The sequence below is a fragment of the Methylophilus glucosoxydans genome (assembly GCF_042676145.1).
Taxonomy (GTDB): Bacteria; Pseudomonadota; Gammaproteobacteria; order Burkholderiales; family Methylophilaceae; genus Methylophilus; species Methylophilus glucosoxydans.
In genome coordinates, this window is the sequence record NZ_JBHTJW010000002.1 from 637302 (window position 1) to 649887 (window position 12586).

12 protein-coding genes are annotated in these 12586 nt (G+C 50.4%); 9 read left to right on the forward strand and 3 right to left on the reverse strand.

The genetic code is table 11. The features are described 5' to 3' along the window. Positions 1–20 precede the first annotated feature (20 nt). Positions 21–947: a homoserine kinase gene (locus tag ACFQ1T_RS05610; RefSeq protein WP_379074677.1), complete on the forward strand. Its 927-nt coding sequence runs from the start codon at positions 21–23 to the stop codon at positions 945–947. Positions 948–969: 22 nt separating this feature from the next. Then, on the forward strand, positions 970–1767 hold the full coding sequence (locus ACFQ1T_RS05615) for a BPSS1780 family membrane protein (protein WP_379074680.1): 798 nt from the start codon (positions 970–972) through the stop codon (positions 1765–1767). 19 nt (positions 1768–1786) lie between these two features. Here ACFQ1T_RS05615 and ACFQ1T_RS05620 read toward each other — a convergent pair whose 3' ends face one another. From ACFQ1T_RS05620 to trmL, 3 genes are all read right to left on the reverse strand, one after another. Continuing rightward, entirely contained in the window at positions 1787–3556 is a 1770-nt protein-coding gene (locus ACFQ1T_RS05620) for a GGDEF domain-containing protein (protein ID WP_194748683.1), read from the reverse strand. 206 nt (positions 3557–3762) lie between these two features. Beyond that, complete coding sequence (uvrD, locus tag ACFQ1T_RS05625; protein ID WP_194748682.1) at positions 3763–5943, reverse strand: DNA helicase II; 2181 nt, start codon at positions 5941–5943, stop codon at positions 3763–3765. A 245-nt stretch (positions 5944–6188) separates the two neighbouring features. After that, the gene (trmL, locus tag ACFQ1T_RS05630) at positions 6189–6653 is read right to left on the reverse strand and encodes a tRNA (uridine(34)/cytosine(34)/5-carboxymethylaminomethyluridine(34)-2'-O)-methyltransferase TrmL (protein WP_194748681.1); all 465 of its coding nucleotides are present in this window, start codon (positions 6651–6653) and stop codon (positions 6189–6191) included. 141 nt (positions 6654–6794) lie between these two features. On the opposite strand from trmL, the gene ACFQ1T_RS05635 reads away from it, so the two are divergent. From ACFQ1T_RS05635 to ACFQ1T_RS05665, 7 genes are all read left to right on the forward strand, one after another. Next, positions 6795–8447, forward strand: coding sequence for a GspE/PulE family protein (locus tag ACFQ1T_RS05635; protein WP_338655325.1), 1653 nt, complete (start codon positions 6795–6797; stop codon positions 8445–8447). A 5-nt stretch (positions 8448–8452) separates the two neighbouring features. After that, a complete protein-coding gene (locus ACFQ1T_RS05640) occupies positions 8453–9667 on the forward strand; it encodes a type II secretion system F family protein (protein ID WP_379074685.1) in 1215 nt (404 codons plus the stop codon). A 122-nt stretch (positions 9668–9789) separates the two neighbouring features. Then, positions 9790–10233 (forward strand): type II secretion system protein, encoded by a 444-nt coding sequence (locus tag ACFQ1T_RS05645; protein ID WP_194748678.1) that lies wholly within the window; start codon positions 9790–9792, stop codon positions 10231–10233. Between the two features lie 12 nt (positions 10234–10245). Then, positions 10246–10704, forward strand: coding sequence for a pilus assembly FimT family protein (locus tag ACFQ1T_RS05650; protein WP_379074688.1), 459 nt, complete (start codon positions 10246–10248; stop codon positions 10702–10704). 80 nt (positions 10705–10784) lie between these two features. Next, complete coding sequence (locus ACFQ1T_RS05655) at positions 10785–11360, forward strand: type IV pilus modification PilV family protein (RefSeq protein ID WP_379074691.1); 576 nt, start codon at positions 10785–10787, stop codon at positions 11358–11360. Continuing rightward, on the forward strand, positions 11344–12135 hold the full coding sequence (locus ACFQ1T_RS05660; protein WP_194748676.1) for a prepilin-type N-terminal cleavage/methylation domain-containing protein: 792 nt from the start codon (positions 11344–11346) through the stop codon (positions 12133–12135). The genes ACFQ1T_RS05655 and ACFQ1T_RS05660 overlap by 17 nt, the downstream gene beginning before the upstream one ends. 29 nt (positions 12136–12164) lie before the next feature. Beyond that, positions 12165–12581, forward strand: coding sequence for a hypothetical protein (locus tag ACFQ1T_RS05665; protein ID WP_194749102.1), 417 nt, complete (start codon positions 12165–12167; stop codon positions 12579–12581). Positions 12582–12586: the final 5 nt, after the last annotated feature.

The window sequence follows — 12586 nt, forward strand, 5'->3', positions numbered from 1 at the left end:
AGGGTAGGGTTGTCACCCACATGTCTGTTTTTACCACTCTGAGTCTGGATGAAGTGCGCCTATGGTTGGCGCCTTTTAATGTTGGCGAGCTGCAAACTTTGCGCGGCATTGCGGCTGGCATTACCAATACCAATTATTTTGTCGAAACCAGCGAGTCACGCTTTGTGCTGACTGTGTTCGAGAAAAACGATTTTGACGAGCTGCCTTATTTTGTGCACTTAATGACGCATTTATCGCAGCACGGCATTCAATGCCCAAGCCCGATTGTCGATAAAGAAGGCGTGGCCTTGCACCGGATTCATGGCAAACCTGCCCTGATGGTGAGCTGCTTGCGTGGCAGTGATGTCAGTCAGCCTAACCTGACCCAGATTGAAGCCGTGGCGCAGACGCTGGCGCGTATGCATCTGGCGGGTATGGCGTTTCATGAGCAATCACACAATCAGCGCGGTCAGGGCTGGCGCGTGATGACAGCGCAGCAGGTGATGCCCAAGCTTGCACCAGTACAGCAGCATTTGTTGCAAGAGGAATTGCAGTTTCAGCATGGCCTGGATTTGTCTGGGCTGCCACATGGTGTGATACACGGCGATTTGTTCCGCGATAACGTGTTGTTTGACGGCAATGTGTTGGGCGGCTTTATTGATTTTTACTATGCCTGCCATGATGTACTGGCCTACGATGTGGCCATCGCGGTGAATGAGTGGTGCGTGGATGCCAACGGTGTGTTTGTCGATGACAAGCTGGCCGTGTTCATGAATGCCTATCACGCGGTTCGCCCGTTCACTGCAGAAGAAAAATCCTTCTGGCCGGCCTTGTTGCGCCGCGCTGCCTTGCGCTTTTGGCTATCGCGCCTGTATGATTTTTACTATCCTGTGGTAGGGGAATTGACCCATGCCAAAGACCCGGCTCATTTCGAGCGGGTATTGCTGAATCGTCAAGCGCTTACTTAGTCGCGCTATAAAAGGGAGTCACATGACAGAAACAAACAGCCAGCGTGGTATGCGCTGGGTAAAAGAAAGCCTGGCTTTATTTAAAACGCAACCACATATCTGGATGTTGTGCTCGCTGGCCTACATCTTCATTTTTATGGTGTTGCCATCCTTGCCATTGCTGGGATTTTTGGGCATGGTGAGTGTGGTGATCTGGCCCGTCTGCATGGCCTGGATTGTGATGCTCTACCGCCAGGTGGATATGCACGGCGAAATGTCGCCCGGTGACGCCTGGCAACATCTCAAGCTGCATCTTAAGCCTTTGTTGCTGTTGGGCGCTAGCTGCCTGATTTATGCTGTGTTGGCGACCTATCTGCTCAGCAGCGAACTTGCTTCGCTCATTTCGCATGCGCCGACCAAAGCCGGCATGAGTGATTCACATATGACCAAGTTTCTTGAAAATGCGTTGTCATTTATTGTGAAGTTGTTGTTATTGCTCTTGCCTTTGTTTATTGCCACCTGGTTTTCCCCCATGCTGATTGCCCTCAATGGCTATCCACTGGTGAAAGCGATCAAATCCAGTATCGCCGGCATGCTGCAATATACCGTGCCCATGGGCGTAGCCTGGCTAGTCATGATGCTGGGCATGCTGGTGGTAATGCTGGGACTGGGGCTGGTGATTGGCATTTTAGGCGTGCTGATTCCAACGGTCACGCAATTGTTGATGCCGCTGCTGGTGTTTATTGCCTTGCTGGTCATTAATGCGCTGATGTTTGCCTTTCAATACATCAGCTACAAAGATGCCTTCAGGGCCGCACCACAAGTCGAGGCCAGCGTTTAATGGCTTGCTGCTTGCAACGTTATCGCTTGCGGCGCTCGGTAAACAGGCTGTTACCGACAATCTTTTTGGCTTGCTTTTTGGCATGACTCATGGCGCCAGCCACTTCATGATGGCTGGCAAAAAACTCGGCGCTAACTCTCACTGCGCCGATAGACAAACTGCCAAACGGGAAAAAGTGTTCATTGCCCAAGCGGTCTTCAATATGAATGCCACCTGACTGCACATCCTTGAGGTCATAAAAGTCTGGCATGACCTTCGCCACCGTGTCCAGAATGTCGCGGCATATCCGTTCCCAGTCTTCACTCTGAAACACAATCACAAAGTCGTCACCGCCGATATGGCCGACAAAGTCATGCTCATGGTTCACCATGCTGCTCAGCATGCGTCCGACAAACTGGATCACCTCGTCGCCGCGGCGATAACCATAGGCATCGTTAAATGGCTTGAAATGATCAAGGTCACAATAACAGGCGACAAACGCTATGCGCCGTTCCAGCAGCTTGTCGATATGAGCATTAATCGGCACATTGCCCGGGAGCAGGGTGAGTGGGTTGGCATAACGTGCGGCATGAATCTGCATGTTGGTCACTTCGCGCAATAGCGCGTGACCACTGCCCATGCCCACATAACGCTCGCCGTCGACAATAATAAAGCCGTTCAGTAAATACTTGGGATCGGCTTGCAGGATCAGCTCGCTCAAGGCCAGGATGTGCATGTCCTTTTGGATGATGAGGCATTGCGTATCCATAAATGTGGTGCAGGATTTCTTGCCATGTAATTCTTTTTGGTAACGCCGCGCAAAGCGGTCTATGGTGTCATAACGGCTGATCAGCCCCAGCGGCTTGCCTTTATGGTCGGTGACCGGGATAGAGTTGAGATTGTTGTCATGATGAAACCAGTCGTAGACTTCTTCATTGGTCATTTCAGGCAGCGCCGCCACTTGATAGCTGGTGAGCCCGGACACGGTCGCTTGTTTGGAGACCATGGTTTGCTGGTCCGCAAATAAACGAATAATGTTTTTGTTGAGCAGGGTGCTCACTTCTTCGGACAAAGTCGCCTGAAATTTGGGGAACGGACGGCCCAGCAGGTAGCCCTGGGCATAGTCTATTTTCAAGTCTTTGATGACCGCCAGTTCTTCTTTGGTTTCTATGCCTTCGGCTATCGTCAGCGTGTTAGACTCCAGCGCAATTTTCTGAATGCCGCGGACAAATTCCAGCTTGATCGGATCGTTGTGGATGTTGGCAATAAAATGCTTGTCGATTTTGACATAGTGCGGTGACAGCTCAGACCACAAACGCAAACTTGAAGTCCCTTCACCCAGATCATCGAGCGCGATTTTAAACCCGAGTGCCTTGAGTTTGGTGACCGCCTCTTTGAGTTCGGCGTAATCGCGTATGGTGGAACTCTCGGTGATTTCGATAACAATATCGCTGGCTGCAAGCTGATAGTTCTCCAGCTGCGCCAAGCTTAATGACCAGTCACTTTCGCTGTGCAGCAAGGCATCCGGGCTAAAGTTTACAAACAGTGGCATGGCATGGTTCGCCCGGCGATATTCTTCAAAAATCACATCGCGCGCGATAGACTCCATCTCGATATCCCGCCCACATAACTTGGCTGCATTGAGCAAGGCAATCGGCGCATGTAGTTTGGACTCCAGTGGTCCGCGAATCAGTGCCTCATGCGCAAACACCTGCGCTTGCTTGATATCAATAATGGGCTGAAACAAGGGCAACAGGTTTCTCTGTGCCAGGATGGCTTCAATTTCGGTATTGGGGGCAGCATAAATCATGCTAGCAGTATCGACGAAGCGTGAAGATTCTTGATCAAGGAAATGTCAAGATTGGATGAAATATTTATGACAATATCTTGTGCTGCAAGCTAGCTTGAAATGGTTGAACGTAACAACTGAGACGAATGAAACCTCAACTTGAGGCGTATCAACAGACGGTCCGTGAGGTTACTGCCCCGAGGCCTAGATAACAGGCGTAAACGACCTCAGATTTTTTCCAGCTTGGCGTATTCCAGCATCAGCGTTTTTAATCCGGCGCTGCCAAAATTCACTTTCACCGCCAGATCGCTGGCGTTCCCCTCATAGCTAACCACAACCCCTTCGCCAAATTTGCTGTGGCGCACACTTTGACCAATCTTGAACGGATAGTTGGACTGGGTGCTTGCCGGTTGTGCAGCTGGCATGGTGTATTGACCGCCTGCCGCATAAGGTTTGGCAGCCGGTTTGCTATTCAGGCGTTTGGTGAGTTCGGCAGGGATTTCATCGACAAAGCGTGAAGGGATGCCGTAGCGAACTTGTCCATGCAGCATGCGGCTTTGCGCATATGTCATATACAAGCGCTGGCGCGCGCGCGTGACGGCGACGTACATGAGCCGCCGCTCTTCCTCAAGGCCACCATTTTCATAGGCAGCTTGCTCGTGTGGGAACAGGCCTTCTTCGACGCCGCTGATAAACACACTCTGAAACTCCAGGCCTTTGGCGGCATGCACGGTCATCAGTTGCAGGGCCTCATGACCAACGTCGGCCTGATGGTCGCCTGCTTCTAGGCTGGCATGGTTCAAAAACTGGGTCAGCAGGTCGGCATCTTCCTCCATGTTGTGATGGTTACCCAAGTCCTGCTTGCTAAAGGCGACCGCAGCCGTCACCAGCTCTTGCAAGTTTTCAATGCGGTCTTCGCCTTCTTTGTCGTTTTGGTAGTGCGCCATCAGGCCACTCAGGTTGATGACCATTTCTGCCATTTCACCCAGCGTGATGCCGTAGCCTTGGTCAACAATTTGCCGGATCAGGGCCACAAAGCCATCTAAGCCTTTGCTGCCTAGCTTGCCTTCACCCACTTTGTTGGTGGCGGCTTGCCATAAGCTGCATTCATTTTGGCGCGCAGCTTCTTGCAGTTGTTCTAGGCCACGTGCGCCGATGCCGCGGGGCGGGAAGTTAATAATACGCAACAAGGCCGTGTCGTCGTTGGCGTTGGCAATCAGCCGCATGTAGGCCAAAGCGTGTTTGATTTCAGCCCGCTCGAAAAAGCGCAGGCCGCCATACACGCGGTAAGGGATGTTGGCCGAAAACAGGGTATGTTCGAGGATGCGGGACTGCGCATTGCTGCGGTAGAGCAGGGCCATCTCGCCCAAGGGCACGCCTTCTTTTTGCAGCATATTCACTTCATCGACAATAAACTGCGCTTCGTCGGTATCGTTGTAAGCCTCATAAATGCGAATCGGCTCGCCCTTGCCGGCCGAGGTCCACAGGTTTTTACCCAAACGGTTGCGGTTGTTGGCAATGATGGCGTTGGCGGCATCGAGGATGTTGCTGTGCGAACGGTAGTTTTCTTCGAGCTTGACGATATTCTGCACGTTGAAGTCGCGCTGGAAGTCATTCATATTGCCGACGCGTGCGCCACGGAATGCGTAAATGCTCTGGTCGTCATCCCCGACGGCAAAAATACTGTTATGTGCGCCGCCTAACAGTTTTAGCCACAGGTATTGCAGCCGGTTGGTGTCCTGAAACTCATCGACCAGGATATATTGAAAGCGTTGCTGATAATGCGCACGGATGTGCGGTTCGCGCTCAAGCAGCTCGTAGCAACGCAATAATAACTCGGCAAAATCGGCCACGCCTTCGCGGTTACATTGCTGATCATAGGCCGCATAAATTTCGCGCAGTTTCTGGCTATGGCCGTCGTAAGCATCGACGCTATCCGCACGCAGGCCTTCCTCTTTGCAGCTATTGATATAGCCCATCACCTGCTTGGGTGGATATTTTTCATCATCCACATTCATCAGTTTCATCACGCGCTTGATGGCAGAAAGCTGGTCGGCGGTATCTAAAATTTGAAAGGTATTGGGTAAGCCCGCTTCACGGTAATGCGCGCGCAACATACGGTTACACAAGCCGTGAAAGGTGCCTGCCCACATGCCGCGTGTATTGATCGGCAACATGCTGGTGAGGCGGGTCAGCATTTCCTTGGCAGCTTTGTTGGTAAACGTCACTGCCATCAGGCCCATGGGGGAGGTTTGCCCGGTTTGGATCAACCAGGCAATCCGCGTGGTGAGCACGCGGGTTTTGCCACTGCCGGCCCCGGCTAGAATGAGTGCCGAGACATGCGGCAGGGTGACCGCTTGCAGTTGTTTATCATTCAGGCCCTGTAACAGATTATTTTCAGAATACATGCCGTTATTATCGCATGATGCAGCGTTTCAGGCGCAGTCTAAGCATGCGCTTGTAGTCGGCAAATCGTTGCACTCAACATTTTTCTGGAACTTTTTAAAACCTCTCACACTCATACTTGCACGATGATGATGAATCATCTTTCCGCTTCTTTCCTCCCTGAGCGGAAGCCTTTACGATGAGGCCTATTGCCCCGATTTACCCCTTAATCGGGGCTTTTTTTGTCTATAGGTTTTAGAAGGTGATTTTAAACACCACCGGTAAACCCGACTTGTCGCCAGGCTTCATACAGCAAAATTGCGGCTGAGTTGGATAAATTCAGGCTACGGCTATGCGGCAACATTGGCAATCTGACACGATGCTCTGCTGCAAATTGGGCGCGAATTTCTTCTGGCAAGCCACGTGACTCTGGTCCAAACACAAATACATCCTCGTCTTTAAACTGCAAATCGCTGTGGCGCGTGCTGCCTTTGGTGGTCAAGGCAAACATGCGTTTTCCATGCAGCGCTTGCTGGCATTCCGCCCAGTTTTCATACACGGTCAACGCTGCATATTCATGGTAGTCCAGTCCAGCCCGCTTTAACTGTTTATCTGAAAGTTCAAAACCCAGTGGTTTGACCAGATGCAGCCTGGCACCTGCATTGGCACAGAGACGGATAATGTTGCCTGTATTGGGCGGGATTTCGGGTTCGAAAAGCACGATATGAAACATGTTTGGCTGCTTGTTTGCTTACGCAAGGATAGTATGACGGTGATATGATAGTCGAGAAAGTATCTCAAGATAAATAATTACAACGCCATGGCTCGTCCCGAGAAAATTAGATTAGGTGAAATTCTGGTCAGACAGAATTTCATGACGCAAGCTGAACTGGATCAGGCGCTGGAAGAGCAGCGCAAGACAGGCCGCCGCCTTGGACGGGTGATTGCTGAAAAAGGCTATGCCAACGAGCGGCAAATTGCTGAAGCCGTTGCACATCAGCTCAATATCCCTTTCCTGGATCTTGGCCAGTATGAGCTGGATCCCAAGCAGGTTCAAAAACTCCCTGAAGTGCAGGCACGTCGTTTCCGTGCCATTTTGCTCGAAGAGCGTCCAGACAGCATTCTGGTGGCGATGGTTGACCCTTCGGATGTCTATGCCTATGACGAATTGGTCAGGCTGCTCAGGCGTGATATTGATATCGTCGTGGTGCAAGAGAGTCTGCTCATGCAGACCATTGATCGTTCCTATCGCCAGACTGAGCAGATTTCTTCACTGGCGCTTGAGTTGCAAGAGGACCTGGCAGACAGCAATGCCGATCTCTCAAGCATGATGGGCGTAGACCTGGGCGTAGACGATGCGCCTGTGGTCAAGCTGTTGCAGACGATTTTTGAGGACGCGGTGCAAGTGCGAGCGTCTGACGTGCACATTGAGCCGCAAGACAACAAGCTGCTGATCCGCTTTCGGATTGATGGTGTCATGCACTTTCAAACCCAGGCAGACATCAAAATTGCCACTGCGTTGGTCATGCGTCTCAAGATCATGGCTGGCTTGGATATCTCTGAAAAGCGCCTGCCACAAGATGGTCGTTTTGGCTTCTCGGTCAAAGGTAAGGCGGTCGATATGCGTATTTCGACCATGCCAACACAGTATGGCGAAACGGTGGTCATGCGTCTGCTGATTCAAAATACTGCGCACTTTCAGCTGGACAAATTGGGCATGCCGCCTGCCTTACTCGCACGCTTTAGAAAAATGATTAACCGGCCCAGTGGCATGGTGTTGGTCACCGGGCCTACCGGGAGTGGTAAAACGACGACCTTGTACTCAGCATTGAGTGAGCTTAATACCCCCGAAACCAAAGTTATTACGGTGGAAGATCCGGTGGAGTACCGTTTACCAGGCATTATTCAGACGCAGGTGAATGAAAAAATTGAGCTGGATTTCCCTAAGTTGCTACGTGCCATTTTGCGTCAAGATCCAGATATTGTGCTGGTGGGCGAGATGCGAGATGAAGAAACTGCACAAACGGGTCTGCGCGCTTCCATGACTGGTCACCTTGTACTCTCCACGTTGCATACCAACGATGCCTCAACTGCTCCGGTGCGTTTGATCGACATGGGCGTGCCGCGTTTCATGGTGGCCATGTCCTTGCTCGGTGTCATGGCGCAACGTCTGGTAAGGCTGATTTGCCCGCACTGTGCTGAAGAGCATGCGCCTACAGAGAGTGAAACGGTGTGGCTCAATCAGGTGTTGCCGGATGCAACCTTACCGACCAACTTCCGCCATGGCAAAGGCTGTCAGCATTGCAACCGCACCGGTTATCTGGGGCGGGTGGGCTTGTATGAGTTTCTTGAAATGACCGATGAGCTGGCAATGGCAGCCAACATGCCGGATACCAATATCTTTATCAAAAAAGCGCGTGAACGTCTCAAAGGTAAAACCCTGCGCGACCAATCGCTGCAATTGGCGATTGAAGGTAAAACCACGCTGGAAGAAATCATGCGTGTCGATAACCAGTTTGAAGAATAACGCCTATGCCATTATTTGAATACAAAGGGCGCACCGAAGATGGCATGATGGTGACTGGGGTACAAGAAGCCGCCGATGCCGATGCCTTGGGCGCCGCGTTAATTGGTACCCGAATTACGCCAGTTGAAATTAAGCCCAAGAAAACGGGTGCTGTTGCGATTAATCTGTTTGAAGAAAAAATCACCAGTCTTGAGGTGATGATTTTCAGCAAGCAGATGTATACGCTGCTTAAAGCCGGTATCCCGATTATGCGCGCCCTCTCAGGCATTCAAAGCTCAGTAGGCAACCCTAAGTTGGCGCAAGTGGTGGGTCAACTGCGAGTGAGCCTGGACTCAGGCCGTGAATTGTCGGTTGCCATGACTGAGCACCCCAAGGTATTCAATGGCTTTTATATCAGCATGATCCGCGTGGGGGAGACCACAGGTAACCTGGACAATATTTTTCTGCGTCTGTCCGAGCATATCGAGTTTGACCGCTTTATGCGTGGACAAATCAAGTCGGCCTTGCAGTATCCCATGTTCGTGATTACTGCGATGGCGATCGCCATTGTGGTGATTAACGTTATGGTGATTCCGCAGTTTGAAAAAGTGTTTGCCAGCATGCATGCTGATTTGCCGTTCATCACTAAAGTTCTGATTGCGTTTTCAAGCTTTATGCGCAACTACTGGTTTGTGCTGATTGGCATGATAGCCGTGGCAGGTTGGTCTTTTAAAGCTTATGTTAAAACGGCAAGTGGTCGGTCAAATTGGGACCGTATCAAAATGCGTATCCCGATTGCCGGTAAAATTATTTTTAAAGGCACCATGGCCCGTTTTGCACGTAGCTTTGCGTTGTCTACACGCAGTGGTTTGCCCATTCTGTCAGCGTTAAGGCTAGTGTCACAAACCGTCGAAAACGACTATATTTCAGCAAAAATCTTAAGCATGTCTGCAGGCATTGAGCGCGGCGAAACCATACTAAGAACCGCTACGCAAACCGGCGTGTTCAACTCACTCGTTTTACAAATGATCGCCGTTGGCGAAGAGTCAGGCTCGCTGGATACATTAATGCAGGAAATTGCCGATATGTATCAGGCAGATGTGGAGTATGACGTCAAAACATTGGGTGCGCAGATTGAGCCTATTTTGATTATCTTTTTGGGAGCCCTCGTCCTAGTGCTTGCATTGGGGGTATTTTTACCAATCTGGGACATGAGTTCTGTGATGCTAAAAGGTAGCTAGTTTTGGGTGTAGTGGAATGGACCAAAATTGTCTGGCATAGTATTTGCTAATGACAATTTAACGCAGTGTTAACCTGCCACTGGGATAAGAACGACAGGGCATTTTGATTAGGAGTTTTAGTAATGAAAAAACAAGCTGGTTTTACATTGGTTGAATTGGTTGTTGTGATTGCAGTGCTTGGTATTTTGGCGGCTACGGCGTTGCCAAGATTTGTGAATGTGCAATCAAACGCAAGGGTTGCTGCTGGAAATGGGCTGGCGGCATCTTTACGATCTGCTGCTAATTTGGCTAGAGCTTCCTGGGTTGCGGCTGGTAGTAATGCCGCTGCATTGCAAGTAACGATGGATGGTCAAGCGGTCACAGTAAATAACTCCGGATATCCTACCGCTGATGCTGCAGGCATTGTTGCTGCATTGCAGAGTTTAGATGCTCAATTTACAGCGAGTCACAATAACGGAGTATCAACTTTTCAAGTGGGTACTTTCAACACATGTACAGTTACTTATACTGCCGCGACGGGTGTTGTTAGTACTGCAAATTTAAGTGCTGGTAACTGTGGAGGCTAACAAAAAGTACTTATGAAATCTGATGGCTTTACGCTTGTCGAGTTGGTTGTGGTAATTGCTTTGACAGGCGTTATGGTGGCTGTGGCAATGCCCAGATTCGCAAACGGCGATATCTTCGAAACCCGCGGTGACGCGGGTTTACTTTCATCTACATTACGCTATGCGCAAAAAACAGCGATTGCCCAGCGTCGGAATGTGTATGTGATTCTCAATAATGCGGTGCCAGATACGGTTAGCTTATGTTTCGATACCGCGTGCAATCAGGCAGTGATCAATCCTGAGACGACTGCTGCATATGTATTTACCAGTAGCAAGAATGTGGATATCACCTCAGATAATGCCAGCGTGGGCTTTGACGCACTCGGGCGGGTGGTGCCTAATTCTACGGTTAACTATAAAGCGACCAACAAGAAAAATAATGCGCAATCTGTGACCGTGACTGTTGAGGCGGATACCGGATACATACACTGATCAGTCCACCAGTTACAGGCTGGATAATAACAATGCATCACAACAAACATCACTCTTACAGACAACCAGGCAAATTGTGCATGCGCTTGCAAGCAGGTTTTTCATTGGTGGAGATGGTGGTGTTTATGGTGATTGTCACCACCGCCATCGCCGGTGTTATCGGTGCGCTCTCATTTATGGGACGTCATTCTGCAGATCCACTGGCGCGCAAGCAAGCAATCGCGATTGCTGAGTCGCTGATGCAAGAAGTCCAGCAAATGCCTTTTACTTATTGTGATCCCGATGACCCGAATGCGTCTACGGCGACAAGTTATGGCGATTGTACCAATCCACAAAATGCGACCTTAAATGGCCCTACACCCTCTACGGAGAGCCGTTACAGTGCCACCGATCCATTTGATAATGTGGCCGATTATGGCGGTTTTGCGATGCCTGGCAGTGGCTGTGCCGGGATTTGCCGCATTGGTAACGCGACGGCGTTACCGGGCTTAAATCCTTACGCGGCATCCGTTGCAATTACTCAGGCGGGCGGGAGTGGTGCTTTTGCAGCGCTGCCAGCAGATGCGGTGTTACAGATTGTGATTACGGTGACAGGTCCCGCAGACACTACCATCCGGCTGACTGGATACAGGGTTCGTTATGCGCCGAGAATTTAACCAACCCAAATCTGCTATTTCAGGCTTCACCTTGGTGGAGTTGGTCATCGTCATTGTGGTGATGGCAATTCTCGGCGGTATTTCCGTCACCTTTATCAAAAATTCCATTTTGGCTTATGTGAATTCCGAGGCTTATTATGAGCTCGCCGATCGCGCCGATATCTCATTGCGCCGCATGTCACGAGATATCCGCAACGCCTTGCCCAATAGTGTCTGGGTGGCTGCTGATAATTCCTATGTAGAGTTTGTGCCGATCAAAGCTGGCGGCCGCTACCAGCAGGATACGCTGGATTTTGTAAGTGCGAATGACACTTTTAACGTACTCGGCGACCCTGTGCCTTCTGTAGATTCTGGCGACCAGTTAGTGATTTATAACCTTGGTATTCAAGGAGCAGATGTGTATGCGGGGGATACGATTCGTTCCTTAACCAGCACTGGCACTAATCTCAGCACGCTCTCATTTAGCGGTTCAGCCTTTCCACTACCCTCCCCGGGTAGCCGTTTTTATGTGGTGAACGGGGCCGTATTTTATGTCTGTGATTTAGCCAACCGCCGTCTGTTGATGTATTCAAACTACGCAATTCCATCTGCCCATCCGTCAAACTTTGCCGGACTCACCCCTAGTATCGTTGCGCAAGATGTCACGGGCTGCAGTTTTACTTATACAGAAGGCGTCATGCAGCATAGCGGCGTGGTAACAGCACAGCTAGAGCTCAGTAAAAATGGTGGCGTTGTGCGCCTGGTTAACCTGATTAATGTGGTGAATTCGCCATGAAAAATACGCTTCATCGCATAAAAGGATTTATGTTGCCTGTGGCAATCTTCTTAATGGTGATATTGGCGTCGCTCGTGGGTTATTCCATGCGGCTGTCATTGTTGGCCAATCAAGGCTCGATACAGGATGTGCAAGGTGCACAAGCTTACCTGGCTGCCAAGGCTGGCGTCGAGTGGGCGGCTTATCAGGTGATTGCGCCAGGGACGACATCAATGCAATCCTGCCCAACACCGCCTAATCCGTTTACGATTAATGGCTTTAACATTGCATTGACATGTAATCAAACAAACCCGATGCCACAAGACCGGGCAGGGACACAGAATATCGGCATGTATACCATTACCGCTACCGCCTCAAAAGGAGCGGCTGGCGCGCTTGATTATATTGAGCGCAAAGTCACAGTGAGCTTGAGTCGTTGCCTGATGGGTACAGAAGAGTGTAGTTAGAGGAA

What these genes read in the sequence shown, in the direction of transcription:
- ACFQ1T_RS05610 (WP_379074677.1), top strand. Translation starts at nt 21, where the DNA reads ATGTCTGTTTTTACCACTCTGAGTCTGGATGAAGTGCGCCTATGGTTG.
- ACFQ1T_RS05615 (WP_379074680.1), top strand. Translation starts at nt 970, where the DNA reads ATGACAGAAACAAACAGCCAGCGTGGTATGCGCTGGGTAAAAGAAAGC.
- ACFQ1T_RS05620 (WP_194748683.1), bottom strand. Translation starts at nt 3,556, where the DNA reads ATGATTTATGCTGCCCCCAATACCGAAATTGAAGCCATCCTGGCACAG.
- uvrD (WP_194748682.1), bottom strand. Translation starts at nt 5,943, where the DNA reads ATGTATTCTGAAAATAATCTGTTACAGGGCCTGAATGATAAACAACTG.
- trmL (WP_194748681.1), bottom strand. Translation starts at nt 6,653, where the DNA reads ATGTTTCATATCGTGCTTTTCGAACCCGAAATCCCGCCCAATACAGGC.
- ACFQ1T_RS05635 (WP_338655325.1), top strand. Translation starts at nt 6,795, where the DNA reads ATGACGCAAGCTGAACTGGATCAGGCGCTGGAAGAGCAGCGCAAGACA.
- ACFQ1T_RS05640 (WP_379074685.1), top strand. Translation starts at nt 8,453, where the DNA reads ATGCCATTATTTGAATACAAAGGGCGCACCGAAGATGGCATGATGGTG.
- ACFQ1T_RS05645 (WP_194748678.1), top strand. Translation starts at nt 9,790, where the DNA reads ATGAAAAAACAAGCTGGTTTTACATTGGTTGAATTGGTTGTTGTGATT.
- ACFQ1T_RS05650 (WP_379074688.1), top strand. Translation starts at nt 10,246, where the DNA reads ATGAAATCTGATGGCTTTACGCTTGTCGAGTTGGTTGTGGTAATTGCT.
- ACFQ1T_RS05655 (WP_379074691.1), top strand. Translation starts at nt 10,785, where the DNA reads ATGCGCTTGCAAGCAGGTTTTTCATTGGTGGAGATGGTGGTGTTTATG.
- ACFQ1T_RS05660 (WP_194748676.1), top strand. Translation starts at nt 11,344, where the DNA reads ATGCGCCGAGAATTTAACCAACCCAAATCTGCTATTTCAGGCTTCACC.
- ACFQ1T_RS05665 (WP_194749102.1), top strand. Translation starts at nt 12,165, where the DNA reads ATGTTGCCTGTGGCAATCTTCTTAATGGTGATATTGGCGTCGCTCGTG.